Consider the following 19,699-nt stretch of genomic DNA (forward strand, 5'->3'; position numbering starts at 1 on the left):
GCACTCTAGTCATAAACGTTTAAAATACGCCTATCAACATACAGGTAAATTTGACTATGCAGCAGTTGTGGACAGACATTGACGAATATATCGACTCACATTTAATTCCCGAAGATCCTCGACTCGACTTTGCATTAAAAAATACCGACGAACACGGCTTTTCAAATCATCTTGCAGTTGCTCCAAACCAAGGGATGTTCTTGCAAATGCTCATTCAGATGAATAAGTGCAAGCGTGTATTAGAAATTGGAACCTTTGCTGCTTACAGTACGATTTGGTTAGGACGCGCACTCCCTGAAGATGGCTATTTACTTACCATTGAAGGCCGTGATACTCACGCAGAAATGGCTCAAAAAAATATTGACCATGCCAACCTTCCTGTAAAAGTTGAGCTAAAAGCAGGCCGCGCTGCAGATATACTTTCTGCAATTGACCCACAGTCAATTGAACCTTTTGATTTTATTTTCATTGATGCCGATAAACAGGGCTATCCGGAATATCTAGAACTCAGCCTTAAGTTCTCAAAATCAGGCACGATTATTGTGCTAGACAATGTTATTCGTGCTGGTGATATTTTGAATCCTGAAAACAAAAAACCAAGTATTGAAGGTATCCGTGAAACCTTTAAAGCTCTAGAAAACCACCCGCAAATTCTGTCTTGCACAGCTTTACAAACGGTTGGCTCAAAAGGTCATGACGGCTTCGCGATTGCAATTGTGAAATAATGATCAAAAAATCATCTTTTTTATTTTGTTATTTATAATCAATCAATTACTTTTATTACCCTTGCTTTTCCATATAGTTATCCACAAGATTTGCGGATAACTATATGCTGATCTCATCATTTAGCCACAAGTAAAGGCACAGTCGCGTTCCGGAAGATGGTCGTTGCAATACTTCCCAAGAAGAACTGATGAATTTTGCTATGGCTAAATGCACCGAGCACAATAATTTGAATGCCGTGCTCTTGTTGATATTCAAGAATATTTTGGGCTACATCACCATATCGGTAAACAGTCACTACATCTAGGCCTGCCTCTTTCAGGTAATGCTCTGGCTCATTCAATATTTCAGGATGGTCGCCCACATACACTAAATGGCACTGCAAAGTCCGTAACAGATCACTTTGTGCAATACGGCGCATCATTTTTTGACACGTAGGCGAATATTCATAGGCGAATATAAAACGTGTCGGTACTTTGAAGTTTTCGCCAATGGTCAAAACTGTGCAATTTGCGCCACGAATAAAGTTTTCGACATTACTACCAATAGGTTTATGTTTTTCGGCAGCTCTTTCACCCACCCTGCCCAAGATAACAATATCGTTTTCATGTAAGAGATTAAAACTTTGCTCTAAAAAATCCCCTTTTTCCTGAATTTTTGAGCAGGTGATACCGTGTTTTTCTTTAATTAAGTCAGAGATATGTCTGAGTAAATTATTGCTGTAATCTAAAGCCAGTTCACTTTGTTTTTGCTCTAATTCAGCCAACTCTTTAAGCAACATTGCATTGCTTTCAAAGCCGATTACACCGCTAATTTCACCTAAGTGATAACTTGCTGGGTAATAATCTAGAATTTGTAATAACACAAGCTCTCGTCCAGTCGCTTTCGCAACCCAAGCCGCTGCATCTGCAATAGCATTAATACAAGGTGATGAGTCAATACACGCAATCACACGGTTCATTTTTGCCTCTCTTCTTCAGGTCTATTTGCCTTGGAGATTTTTCTATAACTTAGCTTTAACTTAACATAGATAAAAATCCGTATGTTAAGGTTTATGTATTAAAATCCGCTTTTTTGTTTATAGATCAAACATTTTATTACACTCTTAAGACTGTATTATTCTCTTAAACGGATAAATTTTGCTGGGTTTCCCCCCACAATATGGTAGGGTTCGACATCCTTGGTGACCATACTATTCATCCCAATAACAGCATGTTTACCAATTTTAATACCGTCTTTAATTCCAACATGCGCCCCCAGCCAAACATCTTTTTCAATTTCGATTCCTTTGGAAGTAACAGGCTGTTGGTAAAGCGGACGGTCTAATTGCATACCATGATCAAATGCATAGAGATGACAATAAGCAGCTATACGCACTTGATCATGTAGTTTGATACCAGCTCGACCACCATCTAAAATACAATGATGGTTAATAGCGACTTCGTTACCGATCTCAAGCGGTCCATGTAAACTACAGTCGGCTGCAATAAAACAATTATCACCAATCGTAATTTTGCGACCCGGCTCGGCAAAAATATGGGCTAGCGGTGAAATAAAACAGTTCTCTCCTATCTCGACTGTTTCCATATCCATTAAATATGCCTGATATTCTTTTTGCCATTCTTCTGCCCAAGCACGATGTTTAGGCTTTAGCGTCCAATATAACCACGGCATATAATTTAAACGGTGCTTATGTTGCTCACGGTATTTGAGTAAGGAGTCATTCATCAGTTAATTCCTCCTCAACTTTTAATTCTTCACGGCCACGAGTGACATCGCGGAGTTTCAAAGCAAGGGGTTCAATTTGGTGGACTTGCAGTCTCGCTTCAATATCTACACCTGTTGCGGTATAAGTTTCCTGATATTCTATTTGCTGCTGCGTAAGCTCATATTGAAAAATCGCCCATTCATTAAAATGACAAGAAAAGTGAATGGTTTTCTTTGCAATGAGTTCAATTCGCTCAGCTAATAATAATGATTGCCCAGCACAACCGCCATAAGCCCGTACTAAACCACCTGTTCCCAGTTTTATACCGCCATACCAGCGGTTCACCATAACGATGGTATTCGTTAAGTCATTACCTTCAATCGTAGCCAAGATTGGACGTCCTGCTGTACCAGATGGCTCACCATCATCATTAAAGCGAACGTTATGTCCAATTTTCCACGCCCAACATTGATGGGTGGTCGATATATCTTTATTGAGCTCTAAAAATTCTTTCACTTGCTGTTCATTTTCTACTGGCGCAGCAATCGCCTGAAATCTACTTTTTTTAATTTCTTCTTCAAATGTAACCTGTGCTGCAATCGTAAAAGCCATAAATTAAATAAAGCATAATAAAAATCAAATTATAGCGTGAATTTAGTAGAAGCAAACCTATAAAAAAAGCCCCGAATTTCGGGGCCTCTTCTGTTATCTTTCTCGTAATGCTTCTTTCGCTTTATTAAACGGTTTAAGCAAGTAATCGAGTACAGTTTTCTCACCAGTACGAATATCTACCGTTGCCACCATACCCGGTGTAATACCAAAAGCTTTACCTTGTTTATTGTAGAGCTTGTCTGTATCAGTTCGGATATAAACGCGATAGTAGAATTGATCTTGTTTAACTTCATCACGAATCGTGTCTGGAGAAATAACAGTAACTTTACCTTTTAAACCACCATAAATTGAATAGTCATAAGCTGTAATCTTCACTAAAGCTTCTTGACCAGGACGAATGAACGCAATGTCACGTGGCAAAATACGTGCTTCAATGAGCAACTGTTCATCAATTGGAACAATCGTCATTAACTTACCATTTTGCGGAACAACACCACCATGCGTTGTCACTGTAATTTCTTTTACAACGCCACGCACAGGTGCTCTAAATACAGCACGCTCTAAACTGTCATTACGCCCCATCACGACTTGTTGTTGAGTTTGGCTATCAGTATTTGCTTTAGATAACTCTTCACGAGCTTTAACGTAGTATTGGTTACGTGCATCGTTCATTTTATTGCGTAAATCATTCGCTTCACGGCGTAAGCGTAAAACCTCGACTTCACTGGCAGCACCTTTAGCAACCAAAGGTTCAGTCATAGCGAGTTCTTGTTGAACCAGCTCTAATGCTTGCTTTAAACCTGAAAGCGTTTGCTGTAAATCAGCTCTACGAGACTCATACAATGCTGTTTCTTCATGCACAAGCTTTGGATCTTTCGCTACAATTTCAGGAAAAACTAACGGTGTACCGTTTACTTCCGCACGTAAACGCGCGGCGGTTGCCTGAGCTGCAATCAATAAAGATCTCGACTCACCTACATTTGACGCAAAACGGGTTGGGTCCAATTGAGCAAGGATTTCGCCTTTTTGAACAATGTCACCTTCTTGTACATTCAGCTTAGTTAAAATACCACCCTCTAAAGACTGGATGACCTGTTCTTTAGACGATGGAATAACCTTACCTGTACCTGTAGATACTTCTTCTAACTGGAAAAACCATGCCCAAATAAACAAACTAACGAGCCCAATACCTACAATCCAAATCACTAAACTGGCACGCGGTAATGGTGGTTCACTATAAGATACATTCATTGAACGGGTGAGTTCTTGTTGTTGTTCGCTCATGAATTATCCCCCTTGGCTTACTTGTTTTTGTTGGGCTGTTGATTGATTAAGTACTTGATCTCTTGGTCCATCCATTACGATCTTGCCCTCATTCACGACAATAATACGATCAACCAGTTCTAAAACAGCGCGGCGGTGTGTTGCCACAATCAATGTACGATGCGCCAGCCAGCCTTTTAGATGATCAATCAGTTGCTTCTCGGCAACATCATCAATGGCTGCTGTTGGTTCATCGAGCAATAGAATATTAGGTTGACGAATTAGTAAACGTGCAAGTAATAAAGCTTGTTTTTGACCACCAGAGAAACCGACACCACCTTCTAAAATTAAGTGATCTAGCCCTTCTTTCTTCTCTTGAATAAAAGGTAATGCGCCTGTCACGACCAAAGCACGAAGAATATCTTCATCGGTTGCAAGCGGTGCACCCAAGGTCAAGTTTTCACGGATTGTTCCGTAGAATAAATGGGCATTTTGGTTTAGTAGTCCCATATCACGGCGTACATCAGATGGGTCAATTAAAGAAAGATCTAAACCATCTAAATGCACAGCACCTTGAGTTGGAGATTGCATGCCAGATAAAAGCTGAAGCAAGGTTGACTTACCAGCACCATTACGGCCTAAAACTGCAATTTTTTCACCAGCACGAATTTGCAAATGACGAATTGCAAGACTTGGTTTTGGGTCGTCATCACCATATTGGAACATTACATTTTTTAATTCGTAATTACCGTTTAAAACAGCTTTATGAACTAAATGAGCACGATCAGCTTGATCAATTGGACGTTGCATGAGCTCATCGAGACTTTGTTTCGCAACTTTTGCTTGCTGTAAACGACCTAGAACCCCTGTAATTTGGGCAATTGGTGCCAACATACGTGACGAAAGAATTGAACACGCAACGAGTGCACCCGTGGTCATTTCCCCTTCCATTACCGCAAAACAGCCCACTAAAACCACAATAGCGTAAGTTAAACCCTGAACCATTTGAGTCCAAGCCATTAACGTACCCACAATTTTACGCTGTTTCATACCAATGTCGGCTGAAACTTCATTCATGTGGTTCCACTGGTTTTGGAAACGTGATTCAGCGCGTAATAGTTTGATGTCTTCAATACCCTGAACTGCTTCTACAAGAATTGCATTACGGATTGAAGATTCTCTCATCCCTTCTTGAGCAAGCTGAGCCAATTTCTTTTGCACCAGAATACCCGGCAAAATCATAAGAGGTACAACAAGCAGCATGACCCAGAATATTTTCCCACCAATAATCGCAAAGATAATCAGGAACAAGAAAAAGAATGGAAAATCTGCAATTGCACTAATGGTGGTCGAAGTCACCAGTTCACGAACACCTTCGAGTTCACGAATCTGGGAAATAAAACTGCCTGTAGATTTCGAGCGATCTTTATTTTTAATACGTAAAGCATGGCCAAATACACGGTCTGAGACACGTAAGTCGGCACGTTTACCAATAATATCGGATAAATACACTCTCGAAACACGCAAGGTAAACTCAAAAAGAGCCGCGATCAGTACACCACCTGCCAGAACCCATAAAGTCGGAATCGACTGAGATGGCACAACACGGTCATAGACTTGCATCGAAAAAATAATGGTTGCCAGTGCCAGAATATTGGCAATTAAAGAGGCAAACATAATATCGATATAACGCTTCCAGTCTCTTAACACGATGGACCAGAACCAGTTTGCTTCGTACGGCTTGATATATTCATCAATACGCGCATCTGGAATAGACGTTTCTGGACGCAAAATATAGACGTTTTTCAGCGTCGTTTTTAAAACGTCTAATGATAAATTTTGAGAAAGGCCCTGATCTCCACTGAACTGGATACTGACATTGCCTTGTGTATCTGCTTTATCGATTACACCAACTTGCCCATCATTAAACTCCACCATAACTGGCAAACGCCATGGGTTTAACAAGTCTAAAGAAAATGGAGCCTTACGAAGATTTAAACCGACCTGACGTGTCATTAACTGTAAGACATCATCTAGATTCTGGTTTTGGTTCCAATCAAGTTGTAAACGAATTCTTTCTTCTGACGGTTCTATTCGATAGTGTTTGGCAATAGTTAAGACCGCCTGTAACCAAGGCTGGTAATTTATTTTTGTCATCATGGTTGTACTTCGAACCCCTGAATTGAAATATTATTTAAGCCATAGGCTTGGCGGGAACGTCCTGTTGCTGCAATGTACTGAACAATGCTGTTATAAATGTCATAACGTGCTGATTCGAGTTCTGAGTTTGCACTATGAATGGCTTGTTCAGCATTTAATAAATCGACCAGTGAGCGAGTACCGAGCTTATATTGTTCTTGGTACAGTTCACGTGTACGAACCGTCGTTGCTTGGCGACTCGCCAAAACCTGCATTTGACGTTGTTTATTTTCAATTTGTTCACGACTTGTTCTAATTTGATCTAACACATCTAAATAAACAGAATTGACTTTAGATTTAGCCGCTTCTTCTGCATAACTTGCCATTTTTACTTGTGAAGCGGTTGCACCACCTTGGTAAAACTGACTTGTTGCTTCAAGCATAACCGAACTATATAAACCATCATCCTTGTCATTATTTGGGTTTTTACCGTTAAGCGCCTGACTGACTGAGCCTTTCACGGCTAAGGTCGGATAGCGTGTTAAACGGGTTTGTTCTTTTTGTGCTTTAGCGACCTCAACACTTGCCTGTGCGGCGATCATTTTAGGAATAGTATTAAACTCAGGCTCACCATAAAGATCAGATTGCTTGACTAGATCTTCGGAAATAATCCATCCAGTACGAGTAACATCTGCACCGAGTAGTGTTCTTAAATGCTGTTGATACTGACGTAACAATGATTGCTGAGCAATCAAGGTAGACTGCGCTGCTTGTAAGTATGATTGCGCCTGAATTGGGTCTGCCTGACTTGCGACACCGGCGTTTGCTCGTAGATTAGCAATGTCTTGAATGCGTTGAATACCGGCAATTTGCTGCTCAGCAATTTTATTAAGCTGAAGATAACGCTGAATATTGACAATAGTTTGTGCAACATCCAAAGCTAGAGTATCAACACTGACCAAAACATTGGCTTGTTCAACTTGAACCTTAGCTTGCTCAACATCAACACCTGATTTGACTTTACCAAAATCATAAAGCATTTGAGTGGCACTTAAAGTAAGTAGCTGCCTACCACGCTCTCCACTGCTTAAATCACCAGTTGAAATCCCGCCTGCTAGCTGGGGATAGTAACCGGCTTTAGCAACGTCAACTCCTGAATTTTGACCCGCTAAAGTTGCAATAGATTGTGAAATATCTGGACTACGTTGAATGGCAATTTTTACCGCATCTTGCAATGTCATCGTTCGAGATGGCAAGTTGGAAAAAGATGAAGCCGACTTATCATTAAGTTGAACAGTTGGAAATTCCTGCACAATAGAACGATCTAGCTTGAAATTACTCAGCTCGTGCATCTTGGCAACTTTGAAATCATCACTACTTTTAGGGACAAAAAGTTGTGACAAGTTTTCTTTCAGGGTGTGGTATTGCTCACTTGGTTTAGCAGCATATATCACAACAGGTACATGTAGCGTACTTAGAAGCATCAGCCCTTTCAGGAAAGCCTGCTTTCTACATTTCCCTTCTACTCTTCTTTGGTTATATCCAATCATGCTTATCTTGTTGATCTTGTTTGTTATCGTTTAAAAGCATCTCCATTCTACATAGTTTTTCAATGAAAACAGCATAATTGGTCGAATAAATCACACATTATTTTTTTATTAAATGAGTGGTATATGTAGTTGTTTTTATTTATAAAACATCAAAAAACAAAAAAGAGGCCTTGACCTCTTTTTAACCAATTAGATTAATGACTTTAATTAAACTGTAAAATCATCACCCAAATAGACTTTACGTACTTGTTCGTTGTCTAAAATTTCTTGTGGTGTGCCTTCAGCAATCACTGAGCCTTCACTTACGATATAAGCACGCTCACAGATCGCTAAAGTTTCACGTACATTGTGATCGGTAATGAGTACACCAATGCCACGGTCTTTTAGAGTCTGGATAATATCTTTAATATCACCCACTGAAATTGGGTCGACACCAGCAAACGGTTCATCCAAGAGCATAAATTTAGGGTCTGCTGCCAAAGCACGCGCAATTTCCGCACGGCGGCGTTCACCACCCGATACACTCATTCCTAATGAGTCTTTAATATGGCTAATTTTAAAGTCATTGAGCAACTCATGAAGACGCTGTTGACGTTGCTGCTTATTCAAATCTTTACGCGTCTCTAAGATCGACATAATATTTTCAGCAATTGTCAATTTTCTAAAGATAGAAGCTTCTTGAGGCAAATAACCAATACCTTTACGCGCGCGTTCATGCATAGCTAGGTCTGACATATCCAAGTCATCAAGATGAATCTCGCCCTTATCCATACGCACGAGTCCAACGACCATATAGAAACTGGTCGTTTTTCCCGCACCGTTAGGACCAAGCAAACCAACAATCTGTCCACTTTGCATACTAAAAGAGACGTCTTTGACAACCCAACGCTTACTATAGTTTTTGGCTAAGTGTTTAATACACAAAGTTTGCGGTTGTTGAAGAGCTTGCTGCATTAGTCACGCGCTCCTGGGAAACTTTTCGAACTTGAAGGTGGAATAATAATTTGTACGCGGTTTGAAGTAGAACCTTGAGCTTCAACATCGCCTTTATTCATACTATATTTCAGAGAGTTACCACGAATACTTGAACCATCTTGATATAAATATGCGCCACCAGACAAAGTAATAATGCCTGTGTCTGCATTATAAACAATGGTTTGTCCTTCACCACGTGCAACGCCTTTATTGGCACTGATTTGCTGTTGGAACTTAGCTGGACGACCTTTTGCGGTAATCACTTGAATTTCACGTTTCGAGTTTAGATTCGCAACAATTGAGTCAGCTTGAAGCTTCATCGTACCTTGCTCAATCACAACATTACCCGTGTAAGTCGTCAAACCAGTTTTGTCATTATAAGTTGCACGGTCTGCGACCAATGAAATTTGTTGATTACGGTCAGACGGCAAAGCAAAAGTCGAAGCAGATGATAAAGCAACGAATGTAATTACCGCAGCTTGTTTTAGGAAAGCTGAAGAACGTTTTAAATTAAGACTTTGGTGCATACTTTCCTCGAATATTAAAAAATTCGTACTGACCGTTATTCAAATTGCCTTTTAATCCTTTACTCACAAACTCGCCTTGCGGAGATTGAACAATCACTTGATAATTCGTTTCAATATCTCGAGTCTTTGGATAACCAGTTAATTCATCGGTTTGGAACTCAATTGTTCCTTGAGGTGCGATCTTGGTTGCGACCACATCACCCGATAAAACAACCTTTTGATTATCATCATAGCCATAAGCTTGTTTAGCAAAGAATGTTGCATCAACTTTACCTAATTTATACATAGAGGCATTAAGTTGATCCAACTTTGACGTTTTTTGTTGCATATCCTGCTCAAGCTGACGAACTTCAGCACGAATATACAAATTGCCTTTGTCATCAGTTTGAGTCAAATGGACGCCCTGCGCTGAATAAGTCATATTCTTCGCCGAACCAATGTCCAGTTTTTTTGCTTTGCCACTATAGTAGTAGTAACCACCACTCACAGCAGCAACGACTACAGCAACAATATATAAAACTCTGGTATCCATGAGCAGGAATAGCCTACCTTTTAAGTAATCTTGTTATTAATGCGGTACTGCAAGATATTTTTCAAGAAGTTCTTGGTAAATGCCTTTTGCGATCAGCAACATATCACAGACTTCACGAACAGCTCCACGACCACCCATGGCTTGGGTCACCAAGTGTGCACGGCGGCGTACTTCTTCATGTCCATTTGGAACCGTAACACTCATTCCGGCAATCGCAAAGGCTGAAAGATCTGGCCAATCATCGCCCATATATAAGCAATCTGAAGGCAAAATATTAAACTGTGCACAAGCTTCGCGAAGTGCTGAGCCTTTATCTTCACGACCTTGAAAAACTAAATCAACACCTAAGTCAGACATGCGTTTATCGACGATATTACTTTTTCGGCCTGTTATGATGATGACTTTCATACCCGCTTGTTGCGCAAGTTTCATACCCAAACCATCACGAATATCGAATGATTTAATTTCATCGCCCGTGTTGGTTAACGTCACAAAGCCATCACTTAAAATACCATCAACATCCAGAACCAATGCCTGCAAATGACGTGCTTGTTCTAACAATGCATAAGATGCCATGGATTAATTCACCCCTGCCTGAATAAGATCATGCATACTAATTACACCAATCACTTTATTTTGGTCATCGACCACCACAAACTGACTGATTTTTTTCTGGTTAAGTTGTTGTAACGCTTCTACAGCACGTGCTTCTTGAGAAATAGTTGACGGTTTTTTTGTCATTACTTCAGATACAGGTAAATTCACATCAAACCCTTGCTGTTTATCGATGAGACGACGTAAGTCCCCATCTGTGAAAATACCAAGCAAGTGGTCTTGTTCATCAACAATTGTCGTTAAACCTAAACGCTTATTTGAAATCTCATAAAGCACTTGATTCATTGGAGTCTCAGGTGAAACTTTTGGTAACTCTTCACCTGTATGCATTAAATGTTTTACATGTAAAAGCAAACGCTTACCTAATGCACCTGCCGGATGCGAACGCGCAAAGTCATCAGCAGTAAAACCACGTGCTTCAAGTAAAGCTACCGCTAAAGCATCGCCTAAAACCAAAGTGGCTGTCGTACTTGAAGTTGGTGCCAAACCTAAAGGACAAGCTTCGTCGGACTCACCTAACGTTAAAGCAATATCAGCATTTTGTGGCATTGGGCCTTTATCAGTACGGCTAATCGTAATCATAGGTACGCCAAGATGTTTAATCAGTGGCATGAGCATCATGATTTCATCGCTTTTTCCTGAGTTGGAAATTGCAATAAGCACATCGCCACGAACCAGCATACCTAAATCGCCATGGCCTGCTTCACCAGGATGCATAAAGAAAGACGGCGTCCCTGTAGAGGCAAATGTCGCCGCCATTTTTCGACCAATATGCCCAGATTTACCCATACCTGTAATCACAACACGACCTTTACACTGCAACAGTACTTCGCAAGCACGGTTAAAACGGTCATCAATTTGTGTTGCTAATACATCTATGGCTTGTTGCTCAATACGCAATGTAGCTAATGCACTGCTTTGGAAATCTGTAGGATTAGGCATACGAGTTTGACTCAAAATAATTGATCTGATCTCTCAATTGAGATCGGTGATTTTAATCAAAAGATTTGGGGGCATTCTAGCATAACTCAATCAGTTACACGTTTTTAAATGTATAAGATTTCACAAGCTTATAAAATTAATGCATAAAACTTTTTTAAAAATGATGCATCAGTTATGATGTAACACTATTTTTGTTGAGTGTTTGAAAACCCTTATGCAACCGTTTGTTTTATATAACTCTGAGCAACGAAAAAAAGTTGAATTTGTACCTCGCAAAGAAGGTCAGATCGATATGTACGTCTGCGGTATGACCGTTTACGACTACTGTCATATCGGGCATGCTCGAGTTATGGTTGCATTTGACTACATTATCCGTTTCTTGCGTAGTCAAGGCTGGAAAGTTCGCTACATTCGCAACATTACCGACATTGACGACAAAATCATCAAACGCGCGAATGAAAATGGTGAAACGATTCAACAACTCACCACTCGTTTCATCGACGCTATGAATGAAGATGCAGCGAACCTAGGCTGTTTAGCTCCAGATGAAGCACCGAAAGCGACTGAATATATTGATCAGATGCAAAATATGATTGGCAATTTGGTCAATAAAGGTTCTGCTTACCCTGCTTCAAACGGCGATGTTTATTTTGAAGTGACCAAATTTGAAAAATATGGTCGCCTCTCTGGCCGTAAGCTTGATGATATGCAAGCAGGCGCAAGTGAGCGTGTTGATGTAGAAGTTGAAAAGAAACATCCTTTTGACTTTGTACTTTGGAAACATGCCAAAGAAAATGAACCATCTTGGGCATCTCCTTGGGGTAATGGTCGTCCGGGTTGGCACATTGAATGCTCTGCAATGTCGACTTGCTGCTTAGGCAATCACTTTGACATTCATGGTGGTGGTTCAGATTTAATGTTCCCACACCATGAAAATGAAATTGCGCAAAGTGAAGCTTCGACTGGTGAACAATATGTAAACTATTGGATGCATGTTGGCTTTATTAACGTTGATGGTGAAAAGATGTCTAAGTCTTTAGGCAACTTCTTTACGATTCGTGACGTGATGGAGAAATTCCACCCTGAAGTGATCCGCTACTTTATTGTGTCTTCACACTATCGTAGTCCTGTGAACTTCTCTGATGTAGCACTTAAAGAAGCAAAAACTTCTTTAACTCGCTTCTATCATTCATTTAAAGCTTACAAACAAGTGTATGGTCAAACGACAACTGAAACGCTTGATCAAAGCTTTATTGAACGTTTTAACAATGCAATGTGTGATGATTTCAACACTGCCGAAGCAATGGCTGTGTTGTTTGAACTTAACAAAGAGTTAAACCGTGCTGTAAAAGAAGAGCAAGCTGACCAAGCGACTGTGCTTTATTCGACATTACGTCACCTCACCAACATTTTAGGTTTGGTACAACACAATGTAGATGATTTCTTAAAATCAGATATTGGACAAGAAGCGCTTGCTTTGTCTGATGCTGAAATTGAAGATTTTATTCAACAACGTGTTGATGCGAAAAAAGCTAAAGACTTTGCGAAAGCAGATGCTATTCGTCAGTCTTTGCTCGACCAAGGTGTCGTTCTTGAAGACACTCGTCAAGGTACAGTTTGGCGTCGTGCTGATTAAACGTTCAATTAGATCACAAGAGTGTTGACACTTTAATGAAACACTCTATAATGTGCTCACATTGCGGGAATAGCTCAGTTGGTAGAGCATAACCTTGCCAAGGTTGGGGTCGCGAGTTCGAGTCTCGTTTCCCGCTCCAAAATTCAAAAACCACTTAATTCGAAAGAATTAGGTGGTTTTTTTATTGGTTAGCTAAAATAAATTACGCCCAACTGTTTCTTATCGAATGAGTCTTAATAACTAATATTTAAAATTATTTTGGCATAACGAAGAAAACAACATGTAACTATTTCTGCAATGGGTACGGCAATTTTATTTTGAGAAGAAGCATATTCAGTAGCTCGATTTATCACCCCTGTTTTTAATGAGCTCATACTCCTAAATATAACTCCTGCTGAAGTCTGCGAAATCATATAAGTATCAGCACCTATAGGTACAATTTCTGCAGTTATGCACCTCACTAAACTTAAAATAATTATTCCTAAAAGAGTAAGCTTTTTCATAAAAATACCCTCATACTTGAGGGTATTTTTAGTGTATGTTTCGGTTTGTTAGGAGGTTAGGTTCAAAACTCTACTGATCGGCGTTACGGCGTATAGATTTGATAATATCTCCGCTTCTCTTTTAAAGACTTTACTCTTTTCTCTATCATCCATAAAAACTTGTAATGATAAATTTTCCACAAAATTGGATAGGTCTAAACCTTTTCTCAGTAGCTTCCCTGTATTTTCAGAGGTTGGCTCACACACATCAATAAATTTTGATCCTGCTTTAAAAGCAAAATGATGTTTAGCTCCAGAGGCACCAAGTACATCAATATTTTGCTCCAAGCTACTCCCATATTGCAAAAATAAGAAGCCTTTAATCTTAGTCACAACCTCATCAAAAGATTGTTCCTCAGAAGAACTAGGACAATATGATGTAATTCGAGATAATAGGCCAAGCATAGCACTTATTGCTGGTTTGAGTTCCGCGATTGAAGCCTCAATCTGCAATTCAGTTCCATTAAATAGAATACTGTCTGAAGTTTGATTGATTTGACGTTTAATAATTTCCCTTGCCTTATCTGGCATTGGCAAATTATCTGCAAACATTCTCATGTTTAAACCAACATCACGAATCCAAACACGATCTTTTGAGGTCTTAATATAATAGGTTGAAGGTCTACCATCAGCAAAAAAGTGTGGTGTAGTTACGCCCAGCCACTCTTTGTCTTTATCAAAGCACTCAGAGCCCAATGACTGGATAATGCTAGCAACATTACTCATATAAGCTCTCCTTCAAATGGTTGATGACACTGACCAAAGATAGTTAAATTGGTCTTAATTCTAAATTCTTTAAACCAATTATACCAATCAAAAGATTCATCATCCTTAACTTTGGTCGTTTCTCCGATTATATACCAATGAGCACCATAAATTTCTGAACCGTCCTCGTTACGATGACTCAACTTGTCGCTTGGTTCAATTTCAAGCTGCACAAAAACATCTGAATGGTTGATAACGTTAAATATTAAAGAAAAACTATGATAAACAAATCCATTTGGGCTTCTGTTGGATATTAGTTTCAACTCCAATCCTGGGATAGTTGTCATCAGTTCATCCATAACCACCCTTGTCCTGTAGGATGCTGTTGTCCGATCCGCACTCAGTTCCATTATGATTTCTTCATCAATAAATTTTTGCATCTGTAGAAGTTCATGCAATTTTTCTGGTGGAGTTTTAAGAAGCCTTCTTTGTTTAGCCATCTACACTATTACTCTATTTATTATTCATCATTTGAGTTACTGAAGTAACACAGCCATTTAAGGAAATAGCAAAGCTCAACACAATTATCTTTTTCATGAATTTATCCATATTTCTAATTTTAATTAATAGTCTTAGATTTATTTACTTTTGAAACATATCTAATGACTGGCTTCAATAATACCCTAATGAACGACCTTGTAATCTGGCTTTTTTTGATAAGTTTCGCAATTGGTGGACTAACTTTATAATAAAACTGGATTATTAACTTGCCTAATAAATGATTAGTTAAAGAAGTATCACGCCAATATCTTAACTCATTTACTTCATATGCTAATGGAGTTCCAAATGCAGCAGTAGCAATAAAGCACCCATTAGGATCTTGCAAAGATTTAAGATTATGTTGAATGGTAATATTTCTTGGATCAAGTTTTGCAGCTTTTTCAATAAATGGCTTTGCTAATCCTTTATCACCTAAGCCATTCCATATAAGTAACCCTTTTAAATTTAGATATATAGGGTTTTCAGGTTCAAGTTCTAAGCTGCGATCAATATATTCTAAAGCTAGGCCCACATTAGCTGGATTCGCTCCCGTTAAAGCTGAATTCGAACCATAAACTTTTAAATTTGCTGAAAGCTCGTTAAATATAAATTGTGCTTGTAAATGATAGCTTTCAGCCTCTGAGGAGTTCTCAATTTTCTTGAGATCTAAATTTTCATCTTGGGCAGCAAGTAACTCTTCTGCATACAAGTCAACAAACTTTTTGCTGTCCTCTTCATTAAGAGCTCCTAGAAATTCATCAATCACATCTCCAGCATCTAGTAGTGCCTGTTTGAATGTTAAATTTTCCTCAGTTGCTTTTTTATTCGCATATTCATTTTTTGCTTTAATAAGTGATCTAATTTCAGATCTAATTACTGGATTATGTAATTCAATACCGAATAAAGTCCCTAAAACTTTTTGTTCCATAAAATACCCCTATGTTTATAAGTAATTTAGCAAGTGATTAATAATGGTGCAATAAAGAACCACTCTAAGGCAGTCACTTAATATCATCTGTTTTTAGCGGATTAGCTTTCCATCTCGCAGCCAATATTTCCGAGTCCATAAACAAAGTATCTTTTTTCGCTACTTGTCTTATTTGGTTAACTGTTGGATAAATCTTATCTCATAATTTTATAATATTCGCATAATGAACTCTTTTGAATAAAACCTCATCTAACAAACCTGTCTTGATGACACTGGAATAGAACTCATCTCTATTAAGAACCAACATGAGGTTCTTTTTTTAATCTTTTATCGTCTTCTTTCAAATCGGAATCATATGAACGACAAATTTTCAGCTAAAGCATTCTTAGAAACATCTAGATTTCGCAGCTTATACTCGACAGTATTATCAATGATAATCATATATATCTGTTTTTGCTTCGAATAAATTTGTGTCTCGATAATCATCGATAATTATATCTAAAGCTGCTCTTTCCTTCGCTGTCTTATTGGACACATTAATTGTCATGAAAGCAATTACAGCAAAAATCTCAATTACTATTGTTTAAATAAATACAAAGACATCAGATCTTTGCACCCATTGAAATAAATAAAGTCAATAAAGATAGATACTTTAGGAGTAGAATCATAAAAAAAGTTGAGATTGCAATTAAGACAGCAACTCTGCTTTCGATTAATTTAAACATTATTACAAATCCCAACTCTCAGATAAAACCATAGCTGAGAAGTTTTCAATAAAGTGGTTTAATCTTTTCATAACTTTTCCTATTTACTTATGTGACAAATAAATCAACATCCTTTGATAAAATTGTTTTGCTTGCAGCTGTTCTAGGTAATTTTGCTTGTTGTTCTTCAAGATAATCTGCTATACATCACCTTCTTTATTGACCCAATTTCATATATACTGAGCTTAGTATGAGATGAGCCTTATATAGTTCATTGCTAGATCAATGAATGACTAAGCCCTTAGCTTTCGAGCAAGGGCTTTTTTACGTCCAAAATAAAGTGTTAACAAGGTTTCATTTAACCTTTTTCGCTCAAATAAAAAAAAACCACATCACCCAACAGAATAATGTGGTCATTTTTAACAGTTAAGTTAATGCGCTGTCTCTGCTGCTTTAGGTTTAAAGACCATTAAACAAACCACAATAAAAGCAAATAAAACAAAAGACGCCGTAAATCTACTTAGCTCTAATCCACCATGTGCAATAGGTTTATCGAGGAAATCACCTAAAACCGCCCCGAGTGGTCGAGTAAGAACAAAGGCCAACCAGAATAATAAAGTTCTTGAGATTTTGGTATAAAAATAGCAGATCGCTAATACCAGCAATAAAGTACCAAAAATTAAAGCAGCGCTCGTATACCCTAACCCTTGAGTATCCGCAGTCCAGTCACCCAATGCTGTCCCTAATGTTTGAGAGAACATAATAGTTAACCAATAGAAGACTTCACTTTTAGCAGATTGAATACTTTTTACCGATATTGTGCCGCAGCTTAAATACCAGATAAACAGAGAAAGGCCTAATAAAATAAGTAATATTAAACTCCCCCCTGCATAGCCCACGCCTAAAGTCCGATCCACATAATCGGCAATTGTGGTTCCCAAAGTAGTCGTGGCAATAATGGTCGCCCAATAAAAAAATGAATTATATTGCTTGGCTTTAATTTGCAGACCAACAAAAACTGCAAATATCACTGCGAAAATAGCTGTACTAATTACATATCCCAAATTAAGGGACATAGATAGCGCATCACCTGCAGTCTCCCCTAAGGTTGTAGCTGCAATTTTAATGATCCAGAACAGTAATGTGACTTCTGGAGCTTTACTTAGACTTTTAGATAAACTTTCATGATTCATCATTGTATGTTCTCCAAACATACTTAACGATTAGCCGATATCTAAAAGCCCAAGCCTTAAGCTTAAATTAAGAGTAAAAATAAGCTACAAAGCTTCTCTATAATGCATACCTTTAATTGTTAAATGACAGGATTAGTCTTTAATTTGTTATAGATATTTTTTATGTAGAATCTTTTCATCATGATGTCATAAACGTTAAATCCGTTTTGCAATGCTAAGCTTGGAATTTATTTTTTATAACAGCTAGCCCCATCTATGTTTTCACCTGCAGTACTTTTCTTTTTATTGTATTAACTAAACAAAAAAACCTACTCCATGAGTAGGTTCGATTTACATGTATAGCTCAGCCTATAGAACTTTTCGTTAAACATTTTTCATGCCATGTAGTTTGAAAGTCTTCAACAGCTTTTGTCTTAGTTAAAGGATCTTCAAACAACTTTGAAGAATATGCTGTATCAATGAGCTGTTGATAAAGTTGCTTTGCCTCTGCTTCTTCAAGATGGCTAGCAATCTCTTGTAGTTCAGTCACTGGCACATCATGTTGTCTTGCATCCATAACTCCTTTTGCCGCATTTTCCACAAGATGACAATAATGCATTTGCATAGTTTCAGATGCTGCATAGCATGGAAGAGTAATAGCGCTCATAAAGAGGAATATAAATTTCATAGTCTCACCTTAATTTCACGCGCAAGGGTAACAAGCTCTCCTTTAAAAATTAAGTTGCAAAAGGTTAATTTTGGTCTCTACCAAGCTACAGTCCAAGTACTTTAAACGTTCGCTCATCAAGTTCCCTCAACTCATCCAGAGTGTAAAGCCGCCCCTTTGGATCAAAGAATTTATCAAAATCAAATTGTCCTTCTTTATATAATTTATAGCGTTTAGGACCTAACCATTCTTTTTGGAAAAAATTATCGGTCAGTTTGAAAAACTCTTTGAAGGAAATATTTGCATCTATTTGGCCCATTAATTGAGCCCGTTCATCTTTAGGAATGTCTCGCACTCTCCTTTCATCCATAATAAAAGATCGGTTCCCAATAAGCCTGCCGTCCTTACTTACTGGTACCAGAATACTCCGGCAATTGGGATGCAAAGGTGGAACCCTTTTCGCTGGGTCATTCAATTTCCAAATTGAACCATCAATTGCGGCACAAATTTTAGATGTCCTTCCGTCTAACACACTCACAAATCCGACATATTCAAAATTAAATTTTTTAAAGTTATATAAATAAACCTGATTTGAAATATGGCTCCGTAGGGTTCTGACAATACGTTCAATATCAATTTTGGTACTGTTGAGCAATCCATCTTCATACTTAAGACGTTTCGCACCAGTAATACGCTTAATAATTTGCTGAGGTGTCATGCCGGTATTCATTCCATCTCGAATAACATATTCAATTCTTTGACGGGCATTCTCACTAATTTGAGTCAAAGATTCATCAACTAAGGCACCACCAGCTAATGGAACGCGTTTTATCAATTTATAGAGGTGCTCTCCTTCTAAATCTTTAATGACTTTACCAAATAGCTTAGCCATATAATTTGATTCATAAACAGCCAAACTCGTTGCCGAATGAGCAAACATTTCTGGTAGAACATCGCTCACTGAATTAAACCAATCAGAAATAACAAGTTGGATATTTTTAAGGTGACGAGTTGTGTATTCGCCACCCGCAAGAGCTGCCCTTTCAGTCTGGTTAAGCTCTTTTATTAAATCAGCCAAAAGATCAAGCATAACGAGTGTTTCATCGTTAAAAAATCTAAAAAGCTCATTTACCGATCTTGAGGATGCCCGATAAAGATAGGCTTGATGCTGTGTAAAGACATCAAAAAGCGATTTTTCCGTAATATTCTTCATGAAAGT

General features: G+C 38.4%; 20 protein-coding genes, 1 tRNA gene and 1 pseudogene. 3 read left to right on the forward strand and 19 right to left on the reverse strand.

Going from position 1 to position 19,699, the window contains the following annotated elements; genetic code table 11:
• The first annotated feature begins 56 nt into the window (after positions 1-56).
• Positions 57-725 (forward strand): O-methyltransferase, encoded by a 669-nt coding sequence (locus RMA95_RS15750; RefSeq protein ID WP_002051063.1) that lies wholly within the window; start codon positions 57-59, stop codon positions 723-725.
• A gap of 116 nt (positions 726-841) precedes the next feature.
• Here RMA95_RS15750 and RMA95_RS15755 read toward each other — a convergent pair whose 3' ends face one another.
• The 11 genes from RMA95_RS15755 to RMA95_RS15805 all read right to left on the reverse strand — a co-directional run bounded on the left by RMA95_RS15755 (position 842) and on the right by RMA95_RS15805 (position 11,586).
• A complete protein-coding gene (locus RMA95_RS15755) occupies positions 842-1,684 on the reverse strand; it encodes a universal stress protein (RefSeq protein WP_263613338.1) in 843 nt (280 codons plus the stop codon).
• 155 nt (positions 1,685-1,839) lie between these two features.
• The gene (locus RMA95_RS15760; RefSeq protein WP_311071798.1) at positions 1,840-2,451 is read right to left on the reverse strand and encodes an acyltransferase; all 612 of its coding nucleotides are present in this window, start codon (positions 2,449-2,451) and stop codon (positions 1,840-1,842) included.
• Positions 2,444-3,043 (reverse strand): YigZ family protein, encoded by a 600-nt coding sequence (locus RMA95_RS15765; RefSeq protein ID WP_311071799.1) that lies wholly within the window; start codon positions 3,041-3,043, stop codon positions 2,444-2,446. The genes RMA95_RS15760 and RMA95_RS15765 overlap by 8 nt, the downstream gene beginning before the upstream one ends.
• Positions 3,044-3,136: 93 nt before the next feature.
• Positions 3,137-4,327, reverse strand: a complete 1,191-nt coding sequence (locus RMA95_RS15770; RefSeq protein WP_263613335.1) for an HlyD family efflux transporter periplasmic adaptor subunit — start codon at positions 4,325-4,327, stop codon at positions 3,137-3,139.
• A gap of 3 nt (positions 4,328-4,330) precedes the next feature.
• The gene (locus RMA95_RS15775) at positions 4,331-6,466 is read right to left on the reverse strand and encodes a type I secretion system permease/ATPase (RefSeq protein ID WP_263613334.1); all 2,136 of its coding nucleotides are present in this window, start codon (positions 6,464-6,466) and stop codon (positions 4,331-4,333) included.
• Positions 6,463-7,929 (reverse strand): TolC family protein, encoded by a 1,467-nt coding sequence (locus RMA95_RS15780; protein ID WP_263613333.1) that lies wholly within the window; start codon positions 7,927-7,929, stop codon positions 6,463-6,465. The genes RMA95_RS15775 and RMA95_RS15780 overlap by 4 nt, the downstream gene beginning before the upstream one ends.
• A 273-nt stretch (positions 7,930-8,202) precedes the next feature.
• Positions 8,203-8,949: an LPS export ABC transporter ATP-binding protein gene (gene lptB, locus RMA95_RS15785; protein ID WP_002051056.1), complete on the reverse strand. Its 747-nt coding sequence runs from the start codon at positions 8,947-8,949 to the stop codon at positions 8,203-8,205.
• Positions 8,949-9,497, reverse strand: coding sequence for a lipopolysaccharide transport periplasmic protein LptA (gene lptA / locus RMA95_RS15790; protein ID WP_263613332.1), 549 nt, complete (start codon positions 9,495-9,497; stop codon positions 8,949-8,951). The genes lptB and lptA overlap by 1 nt, the downstream gene beginning before the upstream one ends.
• On the reverse strand, positions 9,481-10,029 hold the full coding sequence (gene lptC / locus RMA95_RS15795; protein ID WP_311071800.1) for an LPS export ABC transporter periplasmic protein LptC: 549 nt from the start codon (positions 10,027-10,029) through the stop codon (positions 9,481-9,483). Before lptC ends, lptA begins: the two co-directional genes overlap by 17 nt.
• 36 nt (positions 10,030-10,065) lie before the next feature.
• Entirely contained in the window at positions 10,066-10,605 is a 540-nt protein-coding gene (locus tag RMA95_RS15800) for an HAD family hydrolase (RefSeq protein ID WP_004709751.1), read from the reverse strand.
• 3 nt (positions 10,606-10,608) lie between these two features.
• Positions 10,609-11,586, reverse strand: a complete 978-nt coding sequence (locus tag RMA95_RS15805) for a KpsF/GutQ family sugar-phosphate isomerase (protein ID WP_311071801.1) — start codon at positions 11,584-11,586, stop codon at positions 10,609-10,611.
• A gap of 214 nt (positions 11,587-11,800) precedes the next feature.
• Here RMA95_RS15805 and cysS point away from each other — a divergent pair, with 214 nt between their 5' ends.
• Entirely contained in the window at positions 11,801-13,222 is a 1,422-nt protein-coding gene (gene cysS / locus RMA95_RS15810) for a cysteine--tRNA ligase (protein ID WP_311071802.1), read from the forward strand.
• Between the two features lie 63 nt (positions 13,223-13,285).
• Positions 13,286-13,361: transfer RNA gene (locus RMA95_RS15815), tRNA-Gly, on the forward strand.
• A 94-nt stretch (positions 13,362-13,455) separates the two neighbouring features.
• Here RMA95_RS15815 and RMA95_RS15820 read toward each other — a convergent pair.
• The 8 genes and pseudogenes from RMA95_RS15820 to RMA95_RS15850 all read right to left on the reverse strand — a co-directional run bounded on the left by RMA95_RS15820 (position 13,456) and on the right by RMA95_RS15850 (position 19,693).
• A complete protein-coding gene (locus RMA95_RS15820; RefSeq protein WP_311071803.1) occupies positions 13,456-13,725 on the reverse strand; it encodes a hypothetical protein in 270 nt (89 codons plus the stop codon).
• 48 nt (positions 13,726-13,773) lie between these two features.
• The gene (locus RMA95_RS15825; RefSeq protein ID WP_287083342.1) at positions 13,774-14,490 is read right to left on the reverse strand and encodes a hypothetical protein; all 717 of its coding nucleotides are present in this window, start codon (positions 14,488-14,490) and stop codon (positions 13,774-13,776) included.
• On the reverse strand, positions 14,487-14,969 hold the full coding sequence (locus tag RMA95_RS15830) for a hypothetical protein (protein ID WP_287083341.1): 483 nt from the start codon (positions 14,967-14,969) through the stop codon (positions 14,487-14,489). Before RMA95_RS15830 ends, RMA95_RS15825 begins: the two co-directional genes overlap by 4 nt.
• Positions 14,970-15,088: 119 nt before the next feature.
• Complete coding sequence (locus RMA95_RS15835; RefSeq protein ID WP_311071807.1) at positions 15,089-15,937, reverse strand: CFI-box-CTERM domain-containing protein; 849 nt, start codon at positions 15,935-15,937, stop codon at positions 15,089-15,091.
• Positions 15,938-16,010: 73 nt separating this feature from the next.
• Positions 16,011-16,244, reverse strand: a pseudogene (locus RMA95_RS17670) (DUF4760 domain-containing protein).
• Between the two features lie 828 nt (positions 16,245-17,072).
• Positions 17,073-17,837 carry a hypothetical protein gene (locus RMA95_RS15840; protein ID WP_311071808.1) on the reverse strand — a complete coding sequence of 255 codons (765 nt, stop codon included), beginning with the start codon at positions 17,835-17,837 and terminating at the stop codon, positions 17,073-17,075.
• A gap of 340 nt (positions 17,838-18,177) precedes the next feature.
• Complete coding sequence (locus RMA95_RS15845; protein ID WP_233930160.1) at positions 18,178-18,501, reverse strand: hypothetical protein; 324 nt, start codon at positions 18,499-18,501, stop codon at positions 18,178-18,180.
• A gap of 85 nt (positions 18,502-18,586) precedes the next feature.
• Positions 18,587-19,693 carry a minor capsid protein gene (locus tag RMA95_RS15850; protein ID WP_311071811.1) on the reverse strand — a complete coding sequence of 369 codons (1,107 nt, stop codon included), beginning with the start codon at positions 19,691-19,693 and terminating at the stop codon, positions 18,587-18,589.
• Positions 19,694-19,699 lie beyond the last annotated feature (6 nt).

The organism is Acinetobacter sp. V110_1 (assembly GCF_031798975.1).
Taxonomy (GTDB): Bacteria; Pseudomonadota; Gammaproteobacteria; order Pseudomonadales; family Moraxellaceae; genus Acinetobacter; species Acinetobacter nosocomialis_A.